General features: G+C 65.6%; 18 protein-coding genes and 2 pseudogenes. 10 read left to right on the top strand and 10 right to left on the bottom strand.

The window, feature by feature from the left end; translation table 11 throughout:
• Positions 1-18: 18 nt before the first annotated feature.
• The 3 genes and pseudogenes from ABNF93_RS18575 to ABNF93_RS18565 form a co-directional block, all read left to right on the top strand.
• Positions 19-507, top strand: a pseudogene (locus ABNF93_RS18575) (GNAT family N-acetyltransferase); the annotation flags it as partial.
• Positions 508-658: 151 nt separating this feature from the next.
• The gene (locus tag ABNF93_RS18570) at positions 659-1,165 is read left to right on the top strand and encodes an HIT family protein (RefSeq protein ID WP_349329331.1); all 507 of its coding nucleotides are present in this window, start codon (positions 659-661) and stop codon (positions 1,163-1,165) included.
• A gap of 126 nt (positions 1,166-1,291) precedes the next feature.
• Positions 1,292-2,260, top strand: a complete 969-nt coding sequence (locus ABNF93_RS18565) for a phosphotransferase family protein (protein WP_349329330.1) — start codon at positions 1,292-1,294, stop codon at positions 2,258-2,260.
• Positions 2,261-2,397: 137 nt separating this feature from the next.
• On the opposite strand, the gene ABNF93_RS18560 is transcribed toward ABNF93_RS18565, so the two are convergent.
• The 4 genes from ABNF93_RS18560 to ABNF93_RS18545 form a co-directional block, all read right to left on the bottom strand.
• Positions 2,398-2,892, bottom strand: coding sequence for a GNAT family N-acetyltransferase (locus ABNF93_RS18560; RefSeq protein WP_349329329.1), 495 nt, complete (start codon positions 2,890-2,892; stop codon positions 2,398-2,400).
• 335 nt (positions 2,893-3,227) lie between these two features.
• Positions 3,228-3,878: a phosphatase PAP2 family protein gene (locus tag ABNF93_RS18555; RefSeq protein WP_349329328.1), complete on the bottom strand. Its 651-nt coding sequence runs from the start codon at positions 3,876-3,878 to the stop codon at positions 3,228-3,230.
• 440 nt (positions 3,879-4,318) lie between these two features.
• Complete coding sequence (locus tag ABNF93_RS18550; RefSeq protein ID WP_349329327.1) at positions 4,319-4,663, bottom strand: YciI family protein; 345 nt, start codon at positions 4,661-4,663, stop codon at positions 4,319-4,321.
• 209 nt (positions 4,664-4,872) lie between these two features.
• A complete protein-coding gene (locus ABNF93_RS18545) occupies positions 4,873-5,427 on the bottom strand; it encodes a dihydrofolate reductase family protein (protein ID WP_349329499.1) in 555 nt (184 codons plus the stop codon).
• A 267-nt stretch (positions 5,428-5,694) separates the two neighbouring features.
• On the opposite strand from ABNF93_RS18545, the gene ABNF93_RS18540 reads away from it, so the two are divergent.
• Positions 5,695-8,037 carry a LuxR C-terminal-related transcriptional regulator gene (locus tag ABNF93_RS18540; protein ID WP_349329326.1) on the top strand — a complete coding sequence of 781 codons (2,343 nt, stop codon included), beginning with the start codon at positions 5,695-5,697 and terminating at the stop codon, positions 8,035-8,037.
• A 111-nt stretch (positions 8,038-8,148) separates the two neighbouring features.
• Here ABNF93_RS18540 and ABNF93_RS18535 read toward each other — a convergent pair whose 3' ends face one another.
• Complete coding sequence (locus tag ABNF93_RS18535; RefSeq protein ID WP_349329325.1) at positions 8,149-8,661, bottom strand: phosphotransferase family protein; 513 nt, start codon at positions 8,659-8,661, stop codon at positions 8,149-8,151.
• Positions 8,662-9,213: 552 nt separating this feature from the next.
• Here ABNF93_RS18535 and ABNF93_RS18530 point away from each other — a divergent pair.
• Entirely contained in the window at positions 9,214-9,777 is a 564-nt protein-coding gene (locus tag ABNF93_RS18530; protein WP_349329324.1) for a hypothetical protein, read from the top strand.
• A gap of 18 nt (positions 9,778-9,795) precedes the next feature.
• On the opposite strand, the gene ABNF93_RS18525 is transcribed toward ABNF93_RS18530, so the two are convergent.
• Positions 9,796-10,719: a hypothetical protein gene (locus ABNF93_RS18525; protein ID WP_349329323.1), complete on the bottom strand. Its 924-nt coding sequence runs from the start codon at positions 10,717-10,719 to the stop codon at positions 9,796-9,798.
• 369 nt (positions 10,720-11,088) lie between these two features.
• Entirely contained in the window at positions 11,089-12,564 is a 1,476-nt protein-coding gene (locus tag ABNF93_RS18520) for a polysaccharide pyruvyl transferase family protein (protein ID WP_349329322.1), read from the bottom strand.
• A gap of 1,287 nt (positions 12,565-13,851) precedes the next feature.
• On the opposite strand from ABNF93_RS18520, the gene ABNF93_RS18515 reads away from it, so the two are divergent.
• On the top strand, positions 13,852-14,175 hold the full coding sequence (locus tag ABNF93_RS18515) for a hypothetical protein (protein ID WP_349329321.1): 324 nt from the start codon (positions 13,852-13,854) through the stop codon (positions 14,173-14,175).
• A gap of 112 nt (positions 14,176-14,287) precedes the next feature.
• Here ABNF93_RS18515 and ABNF93_RS18510 read toward each other — a convergent pair whose 3' ends face one another.
• Positions 14,288-14,665: an NUDIX hydrolase gene (locus ABNF93_RS18510; protein WP_349329498.1), complete on the bottom strand. Its 378-nt coding sequence runs from the start codon at positions 14,663-14,665 to the stop codon at positions 14,288-14,290.
• 180 nt (positions 14,666-14,845) lie between these two features.
• Here ABNF93_RS18510 and ABNF93_RS18505 point away from each other — a divergent pair, with 180 nt between their 5' ends.
• Positions 14,846-15,349: an NUDIX hydrolase gene (locus ABNF93_RS18505; RefSeq protein WP_349329320.1), complete on the top strand. Its 504-nt coding sequence runs from the start codon at positions 14,846-14,848 to the stop codon at positions 15,347-15,349.
• A 193-nt stretch (positions 15,350-15,542) separates the two neighbouring features.
• Here ABNF93_RS18505 and ABNF93_RS18500 read toward each other — a convergent pair whose 3' ends face one another.
• Complete coding sequence (locus ABNF93_RS18500; RefSeq protein WP_349329319.1) at positions 15,543-16,430, bottom strand: phosphotransferase; 888 nt, start codon at positions 16,428-16,430, stop codon at positions 15,543-15,545.
• Here ABNF93_RS18500 and istA point away from each other — a divergent pair.
• The 3 genes and pseudogenes from istA to ABNF93_RS18485 all read left to right on the top strand — a co-directional run bounded on the left by istA (position 16,330) and on the right by ABNF93_RS18485 (position 19,747).
• Positions 16,330-17,589 (top strand): annotated as a pseudogene (istA, locus tag ABNF93_RS18495) (IS21 family transposase). The gene ABNF93_RS18500 and the pseudogene istA sit on opposite strands and share 101 nt — an antisense overlap.
• The gene (gene istB, locus ABNF93_RS18490) at positions 17,586-18,416 is read left to right on the top strand and encodes an IS21-like element helper ATPase IstB (protein ID WP_349329318.1); all 831 of its coding nucleotides are present in this window, start codon (positions 17,586-17,588) and stop codon (positions 18,414-18,416) included. Before istA ends, istB begins: the two are co-directional and overlap by 4 nt.
• 440 nt (positions 18,417-18,856) lie before the next feature.
• Positions 18,857-19,747: a class I SAM-dependent methyltransferase gene (locus tag ABNF93_RS18485; protein WP_349329317.1), complete on the top strand. Its 891-nt coding sequence runs from the start codon at positions 18,857-18,859 to the stop codon at positions 19,745-19,747.
• 92 nt (positions 19,748-19,839) lie between these two features.
• On the opposite strand, the gene ABNF93_RS18480 is transcribed toward ABNF93_RS18485, so the two are convergent.
• Positions 19,840-21,033, bottom strand: coding sequence for a hypothetical protein (locus ABNF93_RS18480; RefSeq protein WP_349329316.1), 1,194 nt, complete (start codon positions 21,031-21,033; stop codon positions 19,840-19,842).
• Positions 21,034-21,310: the final 277 nt, after the last annotated feature.

Raw genomic sequence — 21,310 nt, 5'->3', positions numbered from 1 at the left:
GGTAGAAGATGGCACGGCGACCCTGAGGTGATGGAGTTCTTCGTAGCTACGATGACCCGCGAGCAAAGCGATGCGTTCGTCGAAGTCATCGAGGCCGGCATCACCGAGCGTGGGCACGGTATGTGGGCTGTGGAGTTGGGCGAAACAGGTGAGTTCATCGGCTGCGCCGGGCTGCTCTACCAGACGTTCGACGCCCACTTCACACCCGCGTTCGAGATCGCGTACCGGTTCGCCCGCAGCGCGTGGGGTCACGGCTACGCGACGGAGGCGGCGAAGGCGGCAGTGGCATACGCATTCGAACAGGTCGGCCTCACCGAGATCGTGTCGATGACGGCAGTGCTGAACACGCGGTCGCAGGCCGTCATGGGTCGGCTTGGCATGTCGCACGATCCGGCGGATGACTTCGACCACCCGCGTGTTCCGCCTGGCCACCCACTGCGCCCGCATGTGCTGTACCGCCTAAGCATCGACCAATGGCGTGGGCCCCAACCGACATCGCGCACGTGACGGCCCATCTGCCTGTGCTGGCGTCCTGACCGCGTGACGTCCGAGCGACCATCCGTAGAGGCAGGCAATTCGTTCCGACGGATATACCCGCGCCGAGACCCAGATCTCCGCTGCGAGCGACACTTGGCCAGGACTGGCATGATCGCTCAGCATGCGTACGACCTACCCTCGACGGCAACTCGACCTCAAGGCGTATACCGCCCGGGCACAGGCCGCACCGTGCTTCATATGCGGAGTGGTCGACGGATCGAACCCACACGAGCACCCGCCGATTTACCAGGACGACACAGCGATTGCCTTCCTCAACCGCTTCCCTACGCTCCTCGGGTACGTCCTGGTCGCCCCGATCCAACATCGGGAGAACGTCGTTGCCGACTTCACGATCGAGGAGTATCTCCGGCTGCAGGCGATCGTGCACCGAATCGGTGTAGCCATCTCAGAGGTGCTGCCCACCGAGCGGTTGTACGTTCTCAGTCTGGGAAGCAAGCAAGGCAACTCGCACGTGCACTGGCACCTTGCGCCCCTGCCTCCCGGTGTGGCGTACGAAGAGCAGCAATTCCAGGCGCTGATGATGGAGTCCAAAGGGTATCTCGACGTACCGAAGGAGGATCAGGCCGCACTCGCCTACGCGATCGCTTCCAAGGTTCCACCGGAATGATCCACCGAGGAAGTTTGCGGCGGGCGACCGGGTGAAGGCCATGCAGGCGCCTACATGGTCATAGCTTTGTAGATGGCCGGGCAAACCCCTTTGATCCATGGGCGCCGGGCTGTTGGAATGGCCGGCATGCCCTTGGGCTCGTATGCGGAGTGGCAACACGCTCAGACGAGTACGCCACGCTCGGTGCTGACCGAGCTCGTACGCCGTGCTGTGGGTGCCGGGACCGACCGCGTGGACCGGATCGTGGAGGGGTACTCGAACGAGGTCTACCGGGTCCGGTGTGCCGACGAGCAGGATGTGGTGGTCCGGATCCTCCGGTTCGATGACGGAGACCTCGCCACCAGCTCGGCGGGCGAGGCCGGGGCGATCAAGAGTGCACGTGCCGCCAGCGTGCCCGCCCCGGAGATCCTGCTCCAGGACACCGTACGGATCGACGACTCCGAGTTCCCCGTCATGGTGCAGCGCACCGTGCCGGGCCGTCCGCTCGGCGAGGTCATCAATCGCCTCTCGCAGCAGCAACGCCACGACGTGCTCGCCGAGATCGGCGGACTGATTGCCCGAATCAACCGGATCCATGTCGATGACGAGCGCGACTGGCCGACCGCGATGGCGGCCGAGTTGGCTGCCCGACATGCAGCACGGGACAGGATCCTTGCCGGTGGGTTTTCGGCGCTTCAGTTCGACCGGATGCTCGACCTGCTGGAGGGATACGTCCGCGACTTTCCCTGTGCTCAATGGGTGCTGTGCCATGGTGACCTCGGCCCCAAGCACATCTTCGTGACCGGTGACGGCAGGGACGGCGAGGCCGTACGCGTGAGCGGGATCATCGACTTCGGCGACTGGCAGCCCGGTGCACCGGTCCATGACCTGGCGGTGCTCCGGGTTCGCGGCCCGCAGCTGGACCTGCTGCCGCTTCTCGCCGGCTACGGCGCGCCGGCTGACAGGACGCACCGGCGGCAGTTGGACCTGCACACACTGATCATCGCGTTGGATTCGTTCGAGTTCGGCGTGGCTGAGGACGACCAGGCCTGCGTCGAGCGCTCAGGCCACCTGATCCGCACCCTGATCGCCGACCTCGACGAGCCAGGCTTCTAGCGGCCAGGCAGCCCAAAGAATGACGCCCAGGCCAGCGCAGGTTGCACGCCCTCGGTCGAGCTATGGCGCCGCGGTGGGCAATGAGGTAATCAGTGACGTGGCCCGACAAGTGTTCGGTGCCGGTACTGTGCTGGCTGTCAGATGGCGTGAGTGTCGATGTCGTCGAGGTTCCACGCGTGTTCGTGGCCGACGACAGCGAATCCGACGCTGTGGTAAAGGCCGTCGTCTCTGGCCAGTTCCTCGGTGGTTCGCAGGCCTGCAATGCTGGCCCCCTGGCGGCGGGCCTCGGCGCAGGCGGCCCGTATGACCGCCGATGCAGCGCCTCGCCCGCGTGCCGCCGGAAGCGTGGCGATACTCCAGATGTTGGCGACGTCTCCATCGATGAGAAGGCTCCCCGTAGAGACCGTCTGTCCGTTCTCACGGACAGCCAGATAGGTCATGGTGCCGGGGGCGTGGTAAAAGTCGGCCTCGTTGTCGGCCTTCACGGCCTCTTCTTCGTCCACGCCTGCGTAGACCTGGCCGACAACCGAGCGGAGTTTGGCGAGGCTCTCGGCATCAGTGGCGACGGTCGCGGAGAACCCCGGCGCGTGGTCGGCTCTGTCGTCGAGTGACCTGAGGTCGAGCGCCATCATCGTATGCGGCCCCTCGCTGTCCTGGTGAGCACCGACGGAACGCAGCAGGGACACGGCCGCCGGGTCGAAGCTTGTGGCGACACCCCGGATCTCAAGGTGCCCGCCCGGAACCCGTTGATGGCTCCGCTGAACTGCGCGTAGGACGTCGTTCAGTGGAACTCCGCTGGCGGGAATGAGCCGGACGGGATCTCGATGACCACCGGTGGTGTTGCTTTCCCAGAGACAGGCCGCGCCCGGAAGGACCTCGGAACGAGTCGTTACCTTCGGCCTCGGAAGGCTCCCGAGCCTGTGAAGTCCCCGCAGTTCGGCGCTGAAGACGAGATTCTCATCAATGATCAATGCGACCTCCCGCCAGCGTGGGGGTCGATAGCAGAGCGGCGGCGGGGTCCCAGGAAGCCGGGACCATTCCCGTAGCGTCGGAACAACGATGACACGGCCCAAGAGACCGGCGGACCGACCAGGAGCAGCGCCGTCACCGCAACGGTGGCGCCGATGAGAGCGCCCGCGACAACGTCGTGGGGATAATGGACGCCGGCCACCACGCGCAGCAGCGCCACAACCACGGCAAGCGGCAATGCCACCACGGACAGGCGTGGCCGGAGCACCGCCAGCCCAGCAGCGATCCCTGCCGCGAGCACGGCATGATTGCTCGGGAACGACCAGTCACCCGCACCCGGACACTCCGTGACCGCACTAACGCCAGGCAGCGCGAAGCATGGCCGTTCCTCGTCCACCACCAGCTTCAACGCCTCACTCACCACGTAAGCGGCAACAACCCCGGCGCCCACCGAAGTGGCCCCGGCGACACCGCGCGCGTCCCTGCCACGGACAGCCGCCCACCACACCCACAGCAGGAGAAATCCGAGCGCCACCAACCCACCTTCGGTCGCCACCGACAGGGCCGATCCCACCCAGGACGGCGCGTCGTCCATCACCCCGGACACCGACCGGTACACCGACGCCGATGCGCCACTGGTGACCCTCACCGGTCCGGCCTGGCCCAGCCCACCCGGGGAGAGCCACACAACAGCAATCGCCCCCGCAGCAGACAATGCCAACGAACCCAGCAGCCGTCCGCCGATCCGGAGTTTATGTACGGCTCGCCCCAATCGGAATTTCACCATCGGTTCCAAGATCCGCCACTGGGATTTCCATGCGCCATCGGAAGAGTTGAATGAATCCAAGCGTATCGACCGCGTGGAGAAACCCAGCACGCGTCCCCTTCGCCCGGTCGGCCGCGTCTCAACACCGTCACATTCGCATTGACCGAGAGTCTGTACGGCCGGCCTGTTGGCGCGAACGCCTATTGCCGCATCGATCCGCATGCGCGCTGCGTGGTCGCCGCCGTCGATGCAGTGGTCAGGTCGTGACGTACGGCGTCGGTGCCCGGGCTCGTCGCCACGTAATGCCGCCCCACAACGTCATCTCATTCGACGGCCGGGTCGGGCAGAAACTCGCGGACGTCTTGCGCACAGCGGCAGGCGACCGCGATCTTTGCGGCCCACTCCAGGGCTGCCTCCCGGGTAGGGACGTCGACGACCATCAGGCCGCCGATGAACTCCTTGCTCTCCGGGTACGGGCCGTCGGTGACCATCCCGTCGGTCGCCACCACGTCGTACTCCGCGTCGAGGGGCAGCCCGCCGGCGAAGACGAACACGCCGGCGTCCTTGGCCTCCTGGACCACCGCGTGGGCGGCCTCGGCCACGTCGGGAAGATCCTCGTCGGGGACGTCCATCGCACCGTTGTTGAACGAGATCAGGTACCGCGTCATCTCATGACTCCTTGTCCCGGCGGCCTCCTTCGGCCAGCCTCTCACCCCTCCTACGAACGCCTCGCTCCGGATTTGACAGGCTGCCGGCAGATTCTCACGGGACCTCCGCCGGCGGCGATCGCCGTCATGCGCCCGACGAACGGCCGGACCTCGGCCTGCGCCGGCAGGCACCCGAGCCCTCCGCCGCCAGGTTCGAGGCGCGTTCGGCTTCAGCGACGGACGCGGTAGCGGATGTGGGTCGCCTCGGGCGTGTCGATCACTCGAACGATCTCCAATTCGATACGCGACGGCAAGACGTCGAACTGCCGGCGACCACCGCCGAACAGCACCGGGATCTGATGGATCTGGATCTCGTCCAACACTCCGGCCTCGAGTGCCCGCTGTGCCGTGTATGCGCCGTGTACCAGCACGTCCCGGTCGCCCGCCGCAGCCTTGGCCTGCGCCATGGCGCTCTCAATCCCGTCGGTCACGTACGTCACCAACGGATAGTTGGCGACAGAGGGAGGCGGCGGCCGGTGGCTGGGCACGAAGATCGGCACGCCGTGGTGATCGCCTTTCCAGTGGTCTACTTGCTCCATGAGGCGCCGACCGGCCAGTACCGCACCGGTGGCGTTCCACTCGTCCATCAACTCTCCGGCGGGCCCGGACGGCCGGAAGAACTCCCCTTCCGGCGTGGCGAACCACTCGTGCAGGCGCATGAAACGGTCGCCGCCGGGGTTGCCCGGTTCGTCGTTCGGTCCCGCGATGTACCCATCGAGTGACATCGACATGTAGAGCACTGACGCAGACATTCCGGCCTCCGGCGGTCTCGATCCGAATCGACTTGACGTGGTGTAGACCCGGCATGCCGCCATAACTCACCGGCCAGCCCAGACCCAAACCTCCGCCGCGCGACCCCCACAAACCTCGCGAAATCCAGGCTCACCACGTGGATTGGGGCCATGCAGGGTGAATGCCGTAGAACATGCGGGCATTTAGTCCGCAGGTCGACCGGACATACGATGGTCGTGCTGTTTCGCTGAAGGGGCTTCATGGCGACTGTGGCAACGCAGGCACCTCGTCGGGAGACCGGTGGCATCCCGGCCGAAGTGACCAGTTTCGTAGGGCGTCGGCAGGCAAGCGCTGATGTCAAACGAGCCCTGTCCGAGTCGCGGTTGGTCACCCTCACCGGCGTGGGCGGTGTGGGCAAGACCCGGCTGGCCCTGCACGTCGCGCAGAGCGTGAGTCGCGCGTTCCCGCATGGAGCGTGGATGGTGGAGCTAGCCAAGTTGGACGACCCTTCGCTGGTCGGCAACGCTGTGGTGACGGCGTTGCGGCTGACGGACTCCATCACCGACGACCCCGAGACTGTGCTGACCAATTACCTGGAGAACAAGCGACTGCTGCTGGTACTCGACAACTGCGAACATCTGCTGGACTCGTGTGCCCGACTGACGCACAGCATGCTCGTGGCGGCACCCAACGTGCGGGTGTTGGCAACGAGCAGAGAGCCCCTGAACATCTCCGGAGAGCACATATGGCCGGTGCCGCCGCTCTCGGTTCCCACGGCTGGTGCCTCGCTTACGGAGGAGTCGCCACACCGCTACGAAGCGCTGCAGTTGTTCGAACAGCGTGCGTCAGCCGCCGTTCCTGGCTTCACTATCTCCCCCGCCAACGAGGAGACGGTGGCCCGGTTGTGTCAGCAGCTCGAGGGACTGCCGTTGGCGATCGAGCTGGCCGCCGTACGACTGCGAGCACTGTCCGTCGAGGAGATCCTCGAGCGGCTGGAGGATCGCTATCGTCTCTTGACGGGCGGTGGCAGGGAGGCGCCACCGCGCCATCAGAGCTTGCGTGCCGCCATCGAATGGAGCTTTGATCTCTGCTCGGAACTCGAACGGACATTGTGGGCCACCCTGTCGGTGTTCGCTGGCGACTTCGACATGGAGGCCGCCCAGGTGGTCTGTGCCGTTGCGGGTCTCGCCCCCGACGACGTTTTCAACGGCATGGTTGGTCTGGTGGAAAAGTCCGTCATGAGCCGCAAGGCAGGCCACGCCCGCTATCAGATGTTGGAGACGATCCGACAGTTCGGTCGCGAGCAGCTGAACCCGATCGACGAGCGCGCCATCCGCGAGGGCCACCGCGACTACTACCTACGCCTTGTCGAGGAGGCCGAGGCCGACTGGTTCGGACCACACCAGATGGACCTGTTGCGCCGCTTCGCGGTCGAACAGCCCAACATCTTTGCGGCATTGGAGTTCTGTCTCACCGAGGCGGGCGAGGCACGTACCGGGATGCGGCTGGCGTACCTGTTGTGGTGGTACTGGTTCGGTGTATCAATTCGTGACGGCCGCTACTGGCTGGGTCGAGCACTGGCACTGGACCAGCAGCCAAGCAACGAACGGGCCCAGGCGCTGTGGGTCGACGGCTGGTTCTCGTCCTCCCAGGGCAACTACAAGCATGCCTTGCCGGTGCTCCACGAGTGCCGCGACCTGGCCCGAGAGCTGGGCGACGAGCTCACACTCGGCCACGCGATGCAGTTCATTGGACTCGCCAAATGGTTCGAGGGGCGACTACCCGAAGCGGTGACCGCGCACGAAGAGGCGTTGGTTCACTACCGCGCTGCCGGAGCCGTCAATTCACTCACCGCCCTGGCCATGATCGACCTCGGCATGACCGTCGCCATGTTGGGCGACCCCCAACGGGACGTGGCACTGTGCGAACAAGCCATCGCCATGTGCCAGGAGCGTGGGGAGCGATGGGCGCAGTCCTGGGGGCTATGGCACATCGCGTTCGCACGTTGGCTACTGGGCGACCTCGCACAGGTGAACACCTACGCCAGAAGCGCCCTCGAGCTCAAGCGCCACCTCGACCACGTGGGTGTCGCCTGGTGTGTCGAACTGCTCGCCTGGAGCGCCGCGGCGAGCGGCCAGGCTGAACACGCCGCCGTGTTGTTCGGCATCGCTGAGACCCTGTGGGAACCGATTGGCGGTGGGCGGTTGTCGGGCTGGCAAGGCCTGATCGACTGGAGCGACGAACGTCGTGAGCAAGCCCGGAAGTCTCTTGGCGCGCAGGCGTTCCAGGCGGCGTTCGACCGCGGGCGCGGCCTCGCCATCGACGTCGCATTTGCGTACGCCTTGGGCGAGTCGCCGACGGTGGCTGGCGCCGAGGAGTCGTTCGAAGGCAGGGCGTCCACGAGGCAGGCGGACGAACAGCTGACCAGGCGGGAGCGCGAGGTCGCCGAGCTCGTCGCCAACGGCCTGTCGAACAAGGACGTGGCCGCCACCCTCGTGATATCGCAGCGAACAGCTGAGTGCCACGTCGACCACATCCTCCGCAAGCTCGGCTTCACTTCGCGCACGCAGGTCGCGGCATGGTTCATCGAACAACGAAACTAGGGGGTGTCCCCCTAGACAACACCGCGAAGCCCTGGCGTGAACTTGCCACCATCACCAGTTCGTGAACGATCCGTCGGCGCGCCGACCCGAGAGGCCTTCAACCTCACGGACTCATGACGACGCTCCTGTTGCGCCGACCCGCCTCAGGACATGTGTGATGAAGGCGTCGCGTCCCTCCGTTGCGTGCGGCATGGGCGCCCACCCTTGAAGGTTGGCAGGTGTGTTGAGCGTGGCGGAGAGGTCCCAGTAGAGGAGGTCGTCCGGTGCTGGCGCCCCCGCCACTTCGGTCCAGCCACGTAGCAGCGTCTCGGCTGCCCGCACTCCGTAATGCATCGCGAGTTCGAACCGGGCGTTGCCGAGGTCCCGGCCAGTCGCGCCACTGCCTGCGCCCTCCCAGTCGATCACGACCGGGCGCCGGCCAGTCGACCAGATCACGTCGCCGATCGCGATGTCGTTGTGCACCAGGCCGGTGGGCTCGGTGGAGTGCGGAAGCTGCTCGAGGACGCGTTCTGCCTCCTCGATGAGTGGTGTGGTGCCGGGGTCGGTGAGGTACTGCTGGACCCGCTCTGCTGACCACGCTGGATTTACTGGCCGCGACCTGACTGCGCAGCTCTTCACGATCACGTGTGCTACCTGCTTGGTAGTTCTGGATGGCACGACGTCGCTGGGCACGCTGGGAGATGAAGTGCTCGCCTTGCCGGGCGCGGGTGCGCGGCGGAAGGTGCGGGTTTGGCGGGACCTGGACTGCGTGGATCCTCGGTAGGACTGCTCCCAAGGCACTCATCTCGGCCGCCTCCGTAGATATCGATGCAGTGATCGACACGTGTTCGGACGTGCCACGGTCGGCCGCATCATCCAGCGGACCGGTCTTCAAGACGACTTCGCGGTTGCCGGAGACGGAGGACACGGTGAGGAGCCAGGGTCCACGCTCGCCCGGGATCTCACGCAGAGGGCTAACGCTGCAGACCTTCGATCGAGCCTCAAACTGCGCGATCACCCACGCGAGGACGGGCTCGCGCGATGCTGGAGTTGCGTGGCGGAGCGGGATGGAGTACCCAATACCGGACATCATGCCCTCACCACCCGGGGACGGGGCGGGCGACCGAGAGGACGTCCGACCCTGGGGCGACGAAGGAGATCATCATTTCGACGCACCAGCCGTACCAGCCAGGCCACTTGGCAACCCGCGAGGACCTGGATGCCCGTCAGGCGCCGGTGGCCGACCATGCGCTGCCGGTGGTCCAACACCAGACGGCCGGACTTCACTGGCCCCAGTACGTCAACACGCACCGACTCATCGGTGGGCTCGTGGCGGGCTTCGCGGCCCTTCACATCGCCGACATGATCGGCTACTGGATGACCGGCATCGGCCTGCCGAAGTTGGACTTCGCCTCCTTCAACGGATCCATCCTCATGCCCGAGGCCGCCGCTACGACGCAGTGGTTCGAGGGGCATATCTTCCACACCTTCAACGGCATCGTGTTCGCGCTCGGCTACGCGCTGCTGATCTTCCCGCTGCTAGGCAAGACCCTGACGACCGCGCGCAACGTCGCCCGTGGAGTCGCCATGGGTATGGTTCTGGCAACGCTGAGCTGCCTGTGGTGGATCCCGACGCAGTTCCCGGATCTGAACGCGGGCTTCCTGTCACTCAACCTCGGCTGGGAACTCGTCCTCGGCGTCTACGTGTGGCACCTCGCCTGGTCGCTCGCACTCGGCTTCTTCTTCAACCCGCAGGACTGAACACCACACCGACGACGATTACTCGGCCGCCGGCCAGGCCATGAGCGGGCCAGCGCCACCCGCACGCAGATGCGTGTGGAGGCGTACGCCGACGGCCGGGTCGTCGTCCGACCGCAGCGTCAACCGCCGCTGGCCGGGATCAACGGACGCGAGACCCCCACCGAGCACCAGAGAGTCGGTGACCGTCTCGGCCAGCAGGCACACCTGGAGGGCCCTCCCGCTGGCCTCGGCGACCCTGGTGCGCTCCAGCGGGGCCGCCCAGATCAGTCGGCTCTCGATGACCACGAGACGCCGCTGAGTAACCAGCACGGTGACCCGGCCACCGGCATCACACACCATCTCGGCGGCGAACGCGATCCGCTCGTCATCCTCCATGAAGGTGGCGAGCGCACGGTCGAGCACGTCGGTCGGCAGCGGCTCGGCGGTCTCGGCCCTGCGTGGCACGGATGGTCGCGGAGCTTCGCCTCCCCAGCTCGTGTCGACCTCGGGCAGCGCGCCCGCGGCCCGGGCAGCGTCCAGCAGCGTGGGGAAGAAGTCGTGGAACGCCTCGGCGTCACGGATCCGCATCGCCGTGGTGAACTCCCCGCCCGAGGGCCCGCCAGCCGTCCTCGCTGTGACGACGAAGTCGCCGAGGCTGGGCTCGATCGGTCGGCCCGCGAAGACAACGTACGCGAGCGCCACCGCAGTCACTCGCTCGCGGACCTCGAAGATGACCCGATGGTCGGTGACGAAGGCGAAGCCCGCGGCGTTCCCCTCGTGCGGGAAGCGCACCGCAACTCGCGCACGTGCCCGCTCCCCCGGCTGCATCACCGACTTCACCAGCAGCCAGTCGCGGGACTCCGCCGCGATGGCGCGGCCGCGCTGGGTCGCTGCCCGGACGTGGAGATCTTCCAGCGCACGGTCACCGACCGTGAGGCTGACGGACTTCCTGCGGAAGCGCACGAGCCGCAGGTTAAACCGTCCGCGTCCCTCCTCTCAAAGTGGCCGAAGGGGCGGCTGGCGCGAACGTGACGGCCAGGAGGCTTGGCTGCCCCGGTCGATCACCATGTAGAAGCCGGTCTGGACTGACCCCTTGCCGATGCTCTGGGTGACCGTCCGGTCGCCGGGAAGCATGACGGTCGTGACCTGCTCGCGCACGTCGGCGCCGCTGCGCCGACCGCCCTGACAGTCTGCACGGCGACGCGTACAGCCTCAACTCACACTCGACTCCAGCCCAGCCAGTCGCAGCGCCATGCTGATCTACGACCCAGCGGCGGGGCAGTACGCAAGCAAATGGGCCGGCGTTTGTTCAGGCCGACTGGTCTTGTCGGCTCAGCCGATGGGGCCACGGAGCCGGCGTATGCGGCGGCGTAGGGCGGGGCCGATGCGAACCAGGATCTGCTTTTCGACGCGTGTGATCCGTCGCTCCATGGCGGCAATCTGCGCGCGGGCGGTGTCGAGCTCCTCGCGTACGGCTGCGAGCCGGTTGGTGGCATCTACCTGGCGCATTTTGGCGGCTGCAAGGTGTACGCGGAGCTTTTTGTTGGCTGTCGCGGCCTTGATGTCGGATGCGATGATCAGCTCGCGCAGCCTGCTGATGCGGTAGCGCATGTTGGCGTCGTTGCTGCCGTCCCAGGCCGGCATGGACGCGGGCAGTTCGAGGGAGGCCATCTTGGCGTCGAAGGCCGCGCCCTTGTCGCCGTGGGTGTAAGTGTTCTGCAGGTTGTTGCGGTCGAGGAAGGCGACGACACGTTCGAACCGCTCACCGTGGCCGTTGAGCATAGCGGAGAAGTCAGCGTGCTCGTACAGCTCACGCGGGTCGGTGTCGCCAGGCACCTCGGCGAGTCGTCGGTACGGGATGTCGAAGTACCGGCACAACTCCAGGGTTCGCGAGTCGTGGGTGAGGACGACGCTTGGCGTGCCGGCCAGCAGCGCAGCGACGTTGCCATGGATTCGGGTTCCGAAGGCGAAGTCGTAGTCGGCTAGCTCCCTGACCCAGCTCGTCGGGTCTAGTGGCACACGCACCTTGTTCTCGCGCAGAAGAGGATGACTGTGATAAATCGGGAAGGGGTCGGCTTTCCCCGACTCGGGTGTCGTGTCACCCCACAGCAGCAATTCCGCGTCGATGGTGTTCTGCGCGTAGTAGGTCAGGTGCGGGTAGCGCTCCCAAGTGTGCCGAGCGATGCCGGCGAGGTCCCCGACGGGAATCGCGTCTGGGGAGAGGTTGATGGCGATGCGCGAGTCCACACTAAGCTCGGCTGCCCGGATATCGGGGAACCTGTCCCCGTGCCAGAACATCGACGGGCAGCCGATGATGTCGACGTCATCGAAACCGAGGCTGTTCAGGTAGCTTGCGGTCAGCTCACCGCGGACACCGATAGACGCTGACCGACTGAGTACCGCGGAGGCGAAGCGCTTGACCGACTCCTCCATCGGCTGCAGACACTCCGTGGAGTAGTCCTCCCCTACCTGCGCTCCAACGCCGAACACAACGACCGGAATAGTGAGTTGCTCGATCAACCTACTCAGCCGGTCGAGCGAAGACTGGAACCGAGGGCGGAATGCGTTAGCGAGCGGGACCACAAACACGTGGTACCGCTCGTTGATCTCCGCGGCACGCTCGGCCGAGCAGTTGGTACGGATGCCGTTAGACGTCACCTCGGTGTCCGGAGTCATCAGCAGTCTATGGGCAGCATCACTGAACAGCAGATTGCCCGTGTTCGTCCCGATCAGGTCCTGATGCACGAACTCAGCCGGGCTAGCAATACGAAACGGGCTCTTCCCCGAACGGATGAGAATCTGCTTCACAACATTCCCCAGGTGGGCAAGGCCGACACGGGTCGGACCGGGATCGGACGCGCGAGGAAAAGGGCAAAGAGGGACAACTCGGAAAGACCGGCACGTGCCCCTCAGTCTCTGCTCGCAACCTTAGATAAGCTGTCAAGCCTCGCCTAAGCCCCAAGCCGAGAGCTAGATACAGCGTGCAAACGGAGAGTCGCACGCCGTAAGTGGTGGCCAGGATGGGAGCCCTGGTTGGCGAAGCTGCTATCCGGTCGGACTCTGCGTTTCCGCTGTTCTCGCCGACAATACGCAGAACGATAGCGACTTCCCCTCTTTATGGACCGCGCCGACGATGTGAACCTGAGTACAGTCCGGAGGACCCACGTCACACGGTCCCGTCATGTTCATCAGATACCGCATCGTCATCGGCAGGTAGGCCGCAAAGCACAAGTCCACTGCGCTCGTTCCACAATGACTCTTCCCGGCAAATGCATCCTGCACAGGCCCGCAGCAAACCGGCACGCTGTGGCCACCGGACATCTACTTCCGCGAACTCCACTCACCCTCACGACCCGGCACCACCGAGAACACCAACGGGCTGTTACGCCAGTACTTCGCCCTTGCCGGGAACGCAATGCTGCGTCAGAGCTGATCGCGGACTCCACGAACCGCGCGCTGATTGCTCATGGATGCGAACACCTCGGCCGCACCTGTTGCGAGGCGATGGACAGGCAGCGGACTCCGTCGAGAGACTCGCCAACTCAAGCACAGGCCCAGGGGAGAAGACCGCGCTGTGCCGCCGCCATCCACTTCTCGTGCAGTTGCCCGGCGGGCATCTCGAACGTTCTGACATGGCTCCCGACGGATCGGAGTCCCGAAGCCGGTACTGCAACCGTAAGCTCTCTGAGATCGTCTACGGCCGAACGGGCAGAACGTCCGCGCTCCTCGTATGAACAGCGGCCCGCAGCCGGATACCGCCGGACACAACGGAACAAGAGTACGAGCAGCCATCGGACCGATCCGCTTTGGGCTCCGGACCCCAGTTCCGGCGCCACTAGATCCACCGTCGCCGAGAAGAGTCATCGACCCGGCCGAGCCGGCAACAAGCGACGTCATCCTGCCGGCGGAGAAACCTGCCCGCCGCTGAACGGACGAATCGCAAGGCGAAGTGTCCGCCTGACGGCATTGAACCCGTACACCCCGGGCTCTCCTCTTACTCCGATCGACCCGTCGATGAGCTCGCCACGATATCGGCGTGTCCGGCGTAGCAGAGACGCCTTGCTCGTCGTCATGGTCCCGTGGTACCGTGGGACCATGACGGCGGATGAGGATGTACCCACGGTTGAGCGGGTTCAACTTGGAGTCCGCATGGAGCGGAACCTGGTCAAGGTCCTGAAGGGCCTTGCCGAGTTCGAGAACATGACGCTCGGGCAGTTGCTCGAGAAAATCGTTCTGCACTCGTTCGAGCCGGTGCCCGGCGAGGAGGGCGAGCAGGCGTGGAGCGCGCTCGGTAAGCGCTCCCTTGCCGCCGTCGCCGACCTCAAACGCGTATACGGCCTCGACTACGACATGCATGCCTTCCGCCGCTTCCGCGAGACGGAGCAGGACCTCGTCGAGCACGTGACGAGCGACGGCTAGCCACACTTGGACCCGCGTTCAGTGACGGTCGCCACCCTCCGCGTACGACGAGGTCCATCAGCGCGGCACAACGGCCCCGCGACTTCAACGTTCAGGGGTGACAAGGCGTCCGCTACCGTATGCGGCCGCCGACCGACACCGGGTCGACATGGCCCGTCCTTGGTCGCGCGCGGTCCAGCTCCAGCCCGACGTCGACAAGACCAGCGCGCACCAAGCCAGGCACGTCCGTCACCGACATCCATGCGGCCAGGTCGGTCGATCCGTCTACCTCGTGGCGCAGTTCGCCTCCCACGATCCGGGCGCGGTAGTAGACGCCTACGGTGTGCAGTTCCGCACCGCCGGAGACCCGCGACGCCACCGGCCAAGATCGGGAGTCGACGCCCAGAAGCCGCTCGACTTCAACCTGGTAGCCGGTCTCCTCCTCCACCTCGCGGACGACTGCGTAGTAGGGGTCCTCGGCGTGCTCGACCCGCCGCCCGGCAGCGTCCAGTGCCGGTCGATGCCGTCAGGAGCGACGAACCGAGTCAACAGAACCTGGTCGTCCCGCAGGCAGATCGCGTAGGCGGCGATCCTCCGTCGATGCTCGGTCATCGTCCCGGAATCCTCCGTCCCCGCGCTGGCCTTGGTGTCGACCACGAACCGGCCCGTTTCTGATCGCGATAATCAAAGCATGACCGACACTCGAGAGTCGCTGGTCGTGCCCAACGTGTACGGCTTGGTGCGCCAGCGTGACGCGGCCCCCGCCGTACTCATCCAGAAGCGATGGAAGCCACGCAGCGACCCCGGCAACCTCGGACGTTGGGAGTTGCCCGGGGGCAAGTGGCACGCGTGGGAGCCGGTCATGGACTGCCTACGCCGCGAGGTCGAGGAGGAGACCGGGGTCGGCGACATCACCGTCGGCCAGTCGGTGGCCGAGCATGAGTTGCATGGCCAGCTTGTGCAGGTGTCGCGGCCGGACCTGTGCGTCCAGATGATCGACGGAGGGTATCCCTCGATGCTGATGGTCTTCCTGGCCATCGGGACCGGCGAGCCTCAGTCCCGTGGTGACGACACCCGCGACGCACAGTGGATGCCGACGGACAAGCTCCGGCAGCGGCTGGAGCACGATGCCGAGGCCTTCACACCGCTGACATATGCGGGCCTGCGGGAGGCGTTCGCGCGCGGACTCCTATGACGGAGTGGCGTCCAACAAAATCGTCGTTCCCGGCAGACGGTCATCCGACGATGTGGAGAGAACGCCATCATGTTCGACGTCAGCACCTACACCGACCCTTGCCTCGGACGCTGTACGACGGGTGGTCAATGACATCAACCAAGCCCATTACCTACGGATCGCGCCGCGCGGCCGAAGCAGTGGTGGGCTGACTCTAGGGAGAGTTGGACGATGCGAGGCGCTCCAGGTACCACCTGACCTGCTCTGCAAACCACGGGTCATCGCGCCGGAAGGGTTTGATGGCCCACCAGAGCATTGACGACCACCCGAGAAGAATCGTCTCCAGCCTCTCAAGTGCCGGCGGGTCCCCGGTGGGAAGACCGAGCGACCGTCGCGCCTCGGCAAGGAGCGGAACCAACCGAGGGGTCCCCTCCTTGCCCGAGAGCATCTGCGCGTAGGCGGCATCCCAGGCCCAGTTGGCGATCCGTGGAAGCGGGTCGATGAGCAGGAGTGGGCCTCCTGGAACCTCGGACACCGCGTTGTCGAAGTGCACGTCGCCGTGGCACCGAACGCGAGGAGATTGCTCGTCCACCCACATGAGGTCCTGATGCAGCCTGGCCAGGACGTCCTCGCCCGGGCCCGGACAGTCAGCTTCGATTGCCTCAGGCATGCACCACTCGAAGAACGCGGCATCGATCGGGTAGGTCATTCTGTCGATGTCGAGTGCCACCTGTTGGAAACGCGCTGCCGCCAGCATCAGCTTGCGGCAGTCATCATGAGAACTGGAGTCGATGTGGTGGGGTGCTCTCCGCAAGACGAGCCAACCCACGTCCACCTCGCCCAGACGCCGGCCGCTGGCGTACACATGAGGCACCAGTCCGGGCGCGCGACGCGAGACCACAGACATCCAGTCAAGCTCGATCGCACAGGCGTGTCGCCGATTCCTGAAGACTGACCCCCTGGGGTTCTCCGAAAGTTGACCCCCTCCTGAGTCTTGGAGGGTGTTGAAAGTGGAGGACTGGGCGGAGATTCGCCGGTTGCATCGGGGCGAGGGTGTGCCGATCAAGGAGATCGCTCGTCGGTTGGGGGTGGCGCGGAACACGGTGCGGGCCGCGTTGGCTTCGGATCGGCCGCCGAAGTATGAGCGGGCGGCGCGGGGGTCGGTGGCCGATGCCTACGAGCCGCAGATCAGGGCGCTGTTGGCGGAGTGGCCGCGGATGCCTGCGCCGGTGGTCGCGTCTCGGATCGGGTGGCCGTACTCGTTGTCGCCGTTGAAGAAACGGCTCGCGGCGATCCGGCCGGAGTATGTGGGGATCGACCCGGTGGACCGGGTCACCTATGAGCCGGGGCAGCTGACCCAGTGCGACCTGTGGTTTCCCGAGCCGAGGATCCCGGTCGCGGCCGGGCAGGAGCGGGTGTTGCCGGTGCTGGTGATGACGTTGGCGTTCTCCCGGTTCCTGACCGCGACGATGATCCCCTCGCGCCAGGCTGGCGACATTCTGGCGGGGATGTGGGCGCTGATCGCCGGGATCGGCCGGGTGACCCGGACCCTGTTGTGGGATCGGGAGTCCGCGATCGGCGGGACCGGGCGCCTCAGTTCGCCGGCGGCAGCGTTCGCGGGCACCCTGGCCACCCAGATCCGGCTGGCCCCGCCCCGGGATCCGGAGTTCAAGGGGATGGTCGAACGGAACAACCAGTACCTGGAGACCTCGTTCCTGCCCGGGCGCAGGTTCACCTCACCGGCCGATTTCAACACCCAGCTGGGCGAGTGGCTGCAGCAGGCCAACGCCCGCACGGTCCGCTCGATCGCCGGCCGCCCGGTCGATCTGCTCTAAACCGACTACAGGTCGATGCTGGCGCTGCCGCCGCTGGACCCGCCGACCGGGCTGGCTCAGCGGGTGCGCCTCGGCCGGGACTACTACGTGCGCGTGGACACCTGCGACTACTCCGTTGACCCGCGGGTGATCGGCAGGTTCGTCGACGTCACCGCGTCTGCGCAGCAGGTGACGGTGCGCTGCGACGGGCAGGTCGTTGCCCGCCACGCCCGGTCGTGGGCCAAGCAGGGCGTGGTCACCGACCCGGCTCATGCCGCCACCGCCAAGCAGATGCGCCAAGCCCTCGCACACGACCGGCAACAACGCCTGGCAACGACCCGCCACCACACCGACGGCCACGCCGTCATGCTGCGCGGACTGCCGGACTACGACGCCCTGTTCGGCGTCGATTTCACCAACCCAGCAACGAAAGTGAGAACCGAATGACTACCACCACAGTCACAGCCGGCACCTCGGCTCCGCGTCTGTCTGCCGCACCGGCGGACGGGATGCCGTCGATGATCGCCTACCTGACCCGGGTGCTGAAGACCCCGACGATCGGCGCGTTCTGGGAAGAACTCGCCGCCCAGGCTCGCGATGAGAACTGGTCGCACGAGGAGTACCTGGCCGCCTTGCTGCAGCGTCAGGTCGCCGACCGGGAGTCCAAGGGCTCCATCATGCGGATCCGCACCGCCCACTTCCCGGCCGTAAAGACCCTGGAGGACTTCAACCTCGACCACCTGCCCTCACTGCGCCGTGACCTGCTCGCCCACCTGGCCACCGGCACCTTCGTCGCCAAGGCCGAGAACGTGATCCTGCTCGGCCCACCCGGCATCGGCAAGACCCACCTGGCGATCGGGCTCGGGGTCAAGGCCGCCCACGCCGGCTACTCCGTCCTGTTCGACACCGCCAGCAACTGGATCACCCGCCTCGCCGCGGCCCACCACGCCGGGCGCCTGGAGGCCGAGCTGAAGAAAATCCGCCGCTACAAGCTGATCATCATCGACGAAGTGGGCTACATCCCCTTCGACCAGGACGCAGCGAACCTGTTCTTCCAACTCATCGCCTCACGCTACGAACAAGGCTCGGTCCTGGTCACATCGAACCTGCCATTCGGACGCTGGGGCGAGACGTTCTCCGACGACGTCGTGGCCGCAGCCATGATCGACCGGCTCGTCCACCACGCCGAGGTCCTCACCCTCACCGGCGACTCCTACCGCACCCGCCAACGCCGCGAACTCCTCGCCAAAGACAACCGCACCAACCGCCGCTGAACCAACCGCCAGGGGGTCAATTTTCCCGAACCCGCACGGGGTCAGTTTTCGCGAAGCGTTGACACAGGCGTTCAGCTTCACTACGACAGACTCGCCCGTGGGTGCCCAGACCGCCCGAAAAAACGTGCCCACGTCGCCGGTCGTCCGCTGCTCGAACTGGATCTCCGTCAGCGCCGCGAGCAACGGTTCACGGCCCAGTTGTTCATGAAGGAACCCGATGACCTCAGGTGTGTCAACCAAGACGTCGCCGTCCCAGATATCCAAGACAACTCCCTTCCGCCTTGATCCAAGCAAGCCGACCGCAGAATGCCACCCCGACCCACGATGACGCCATCGGATATGTGGGCAGGAACCTACGGCGCGCCATACACGCGTCCACCCGCAGGCTTCAGAATGTTCTCAACTAGCCTCGTAGCTCAGCGGGCAGTTGAGGAGACGTTATGCGGTTGGTCGAGCATTGGCGCGAGGAGCAGAACGCGCGGATGTACGACGGGTTCGCTCGTAGGTTCCCGATGTATCGGTTGACGAGCACGGACCTGGTGCGCTGCGCGGTGCTGCAACCAGACAGCGAGGTGCTGGACCTCGCCTGCGGAACCGGTGTGACGACCGAAGCGATCCTGGCTGAGCTGGGACCCACCGGGCACGTGACCGCCGTCGACGCCTCGGCCGCGATGCTCCAGATCGCTGCCGAACGAGTCCAGGACCCACGCGTGACCTGGCTCGAAGCACCCGCCGAACACGTCGCCACCGCGGTGAACGCCGGGTTCAGCCATGTCGTGTGCAACTCGGCCATCTGGCAGATGCAGGTGCCGGAAGTCGCCGCCGCCATCTCAGCCTTGTTGGCGCCGAACGGACGGTTCGCCTGCAGTGTCGGGACCAACCGGCAGCCGGACGGTTCGCCGGCACCCCCGCCACGAAAGCCGTCCCTGCACGACCTGATGCGGGCGTACGCGGTGATCGACCATGACTTCATCTCTCAGCCATCCAGCCGAGCGCGCCGGCTCATGGACGACGACGGTATCCGCGCCCAACTGGCGTTAGGCGGCCTGAACGTCGTGCGGACCGAGTATCTCGAGTACGCCTTCGACCCCGACCAGACCTACGCCTGGTCGCAGGTCCCGATCTTCACCGCACATTTCTCCGGACTGTCCTACGAGCAACGGATGGCCGCCCTCGACAAGGCGTGGGCGAAACTCGATCCGCACGCCCAGCCGCCGTCCCGATGGGCGATCCTGGTCGCCATCCAAGGAACGGACAGCGGTGCCTCGCAGATTCCGGGTGGCGTGCTCGAACCCAGAGAGCATCACGACGGCAAACGCCTGCTCGACTGAGCGCTGCCACGACACATCACCTCGTCAAGTCCGACCTTGTTCGTTACCAGACAGAGGTCGACCGAGCCTACTGGCGAAGGGGTACGGCGGATTCAAGTTCGGTTGTGCCACGTCTGCAGGTGGGTGGCGTGCGTGTGTAGGTAGGCCCCGGGTTTGAAGTGGTGGTCGTAGAACTCGAGGTCCAGGTGGTGCGCCTGGACGTAGTTCAGGATGAACACCGTCGGTACGGTTCCGGGGAATTTGCCGAACGTGTCGAAGATGTACTGCGCTTGCAGCGTGATGCACGCCTTGAACCGCTCGTCGTGGACCTGCGCGCTACCTCGTACACCTGGGCTGTCGGTCCAGGCGCCCGGGGTGTCGGGATGGAAGGGGCCACCAGGCCCGAACTTGCGTCGGGCGAACGCCTCGACTGCAGCGGCCATGTCGGAGTAGTGGGGAGGGCAGTAGGCTTCGAAGACTCCTTCGCGGCCGGTGGGATTGGGTGTCGACCAGCGCTCGTCCTGGTCATAGCGGAAACCGAGCCCAGGCACCTTCGGGGTGCCCGAGGCGCCAAGCATGGTGAACCGGTCGATCCCGTCGAACATCCAGCCTCCCAGACCCATCGCCTGCAGCATGAGTGTGCCCGCGTAGCAGGCGGCGGCGAGCTCCGCAGTGGCTTCGGTCAAGGCGTACTGTTCGGCGAAGGTCAGTGGAAACGGCTGTTCGATATCGACCAGGCCACCGAATGTGTCCAGGCCTGGAATCTTGCGGTTGTGGACGTCGTCATAGATCGCGTAGCCGTTCTGGGCGAGGAAACACAAGACGGCGATGAAGTGCTGGGCGATGTCTGCCACCGGTATCACCAGAAGGGAGCCGGGGACGTTCACACACCAGTGGTTATGTCTGTCCAGGTATGGCTCTTCCCTCGGCAGGTACAGTCGCTCGGCCGACAGCCGGCGCGACCGGTCGCGGTGACGTTCGACCATCAACTCCGCCGTGATCTCCTCGGCCGCCGGGTCCACCAGTGCACCAGCGTCGCGCGTCGGAAAGAAGTACAGCCCGGTGTCATCGGTGAAGAACAGTTCGGCGGTGTGCACCCCGGCCGCGGAAGGAAACGTACGCCCGGCCGCAGCGGCCGAGTAGTTCGGAACATGAGGCGCTAAGCGTGGATTATGGGTGATCGAGTAGTGCCAGCCCGTCGTGCCGCCCATCGCACCCAGCACCAGCATCCGCTCCAGTTCAGTGAGCGGAAGAGGATCGCGCCTGGACCGAAAAGCCAGTGGACCGTCCGGGATTTCGTCACCCATAGCGAACCTGCGCGAACGACGCCCGAAGAGCGCGTCCACCAACGGGAAACCCGCGAGCTCGCGCAACGCTACGGCACTCTCGGCTCTCGTGTGTTCAAAACTCATCACGCCGCCCAGCATCAGGATTTCGTGTTGACGGTTACCTCAGGGCCAGCACACGCCCCAAGTTGAGGCCGTGCGACATAAAGTGCGACTCTCTCCAACCTGGACCTGTACCCACCAGTGAAGTCGCGCGTAACACGACGAAGGGCGACGAGCCCGCACGTCAGAGGATCCC

Origin of the sequence: Actinopolymorpha sp. B9G3 (assembly GCF_040120725.1) — a bacterium.
Classification (GTDB): Bacteria; Actinomycetota; Actinomycetes; order Propionibacteriales; family Actinopolymorphaceae; genus Thermasporomyces.
This window is presented reverse-complemented; position numbering and strand designations above follow the sequence as displayed.

What these genes read in the sequence shown, in the direction of transcription:
- ABNF93_RS18560 (WP_349329329.1), bottom strand. Translation starts at nt 2,892, where the DNA reads ATGATGGCGCTCGACCTCAGGTCACTCGACGACAGAGCCGACCACGCG.
- ABNF93_RS18505 (WP_349329320.1), top strand. Translation starts at nt 14,846, where the DNA reads ATGACCGACACTCGAGAGTCGCTGGTCGTGCCCAACGTGTACGGCTTG.
- ABNF93_RS18540 (WP_349329326.1), top strand. Translation starts at nt 5,695, where the DNA reads ATGGCGACTGTGGCAACGCAGGCACCTCGTCGGGAGACCGGTGGCATC.
- ABNF93_RS18515 (WP_349329321.1), top strand. Translation starts at nt 13,852, where the DNA reads ATGACGGCGGATGAGGATGTACCCACGGTTGAGCGGGTTCAACTTGGA.
- ABNF93_RS18545 (WP_349329499.1), bottom strand. Translation starts at nt 5,427, where the DNA reads ATGTCACTCGATGGGTACATCGCGGGACCGAACGACGAACCGGGCAAC.
- ABNF93_RS18480 (WP_349329316.1), bottom strand. Translation starts at nt 21,033, where the DNA reads ATGGGTGACGAAATCCCGGACGGTCCACTGGCTTTTCGGTCCAGGCGC.
- ABNF93_RS18550 (WP_349329327.1), bottom strand. Translation starts at nt 4,663, where the DNA reads ATGACGCGGTACCTGATCTCGTTCAACAACGGTGCGATGGACGTCCCC.
- ABNF93_RS18565 (WP_349329330.1), top strand. Translation starts at nt 1,292, where the DNA reads ATGCCCTTGGGCTCGTATGCGGAGTGGCAACACGCTCAGACGAGTACG.
- ABNF93_RS18485 (WP_349329317.1), top strand. Translation starts at nt 18,857, where the DNA reads ATGCGGTTGGTCGAGCATTGGCGCGAGGAGCAGAACGCGCGGATGTAC.
- istB (WP_349329318.1), top strand. Translation starts at nt 17,586, where the DNA reads ATGACTACCACCACAGTCACAGCCGGCACCTCGGCTCCGCGTCTGTCT.
- ABNF93_RS18570 (WP_349329331.1), top strand. Translation starts at nt 659, where the DNA reads ATGCGTACGACCTACCCTCGACGGCAACTCGACCTCAAGGCGTATACC.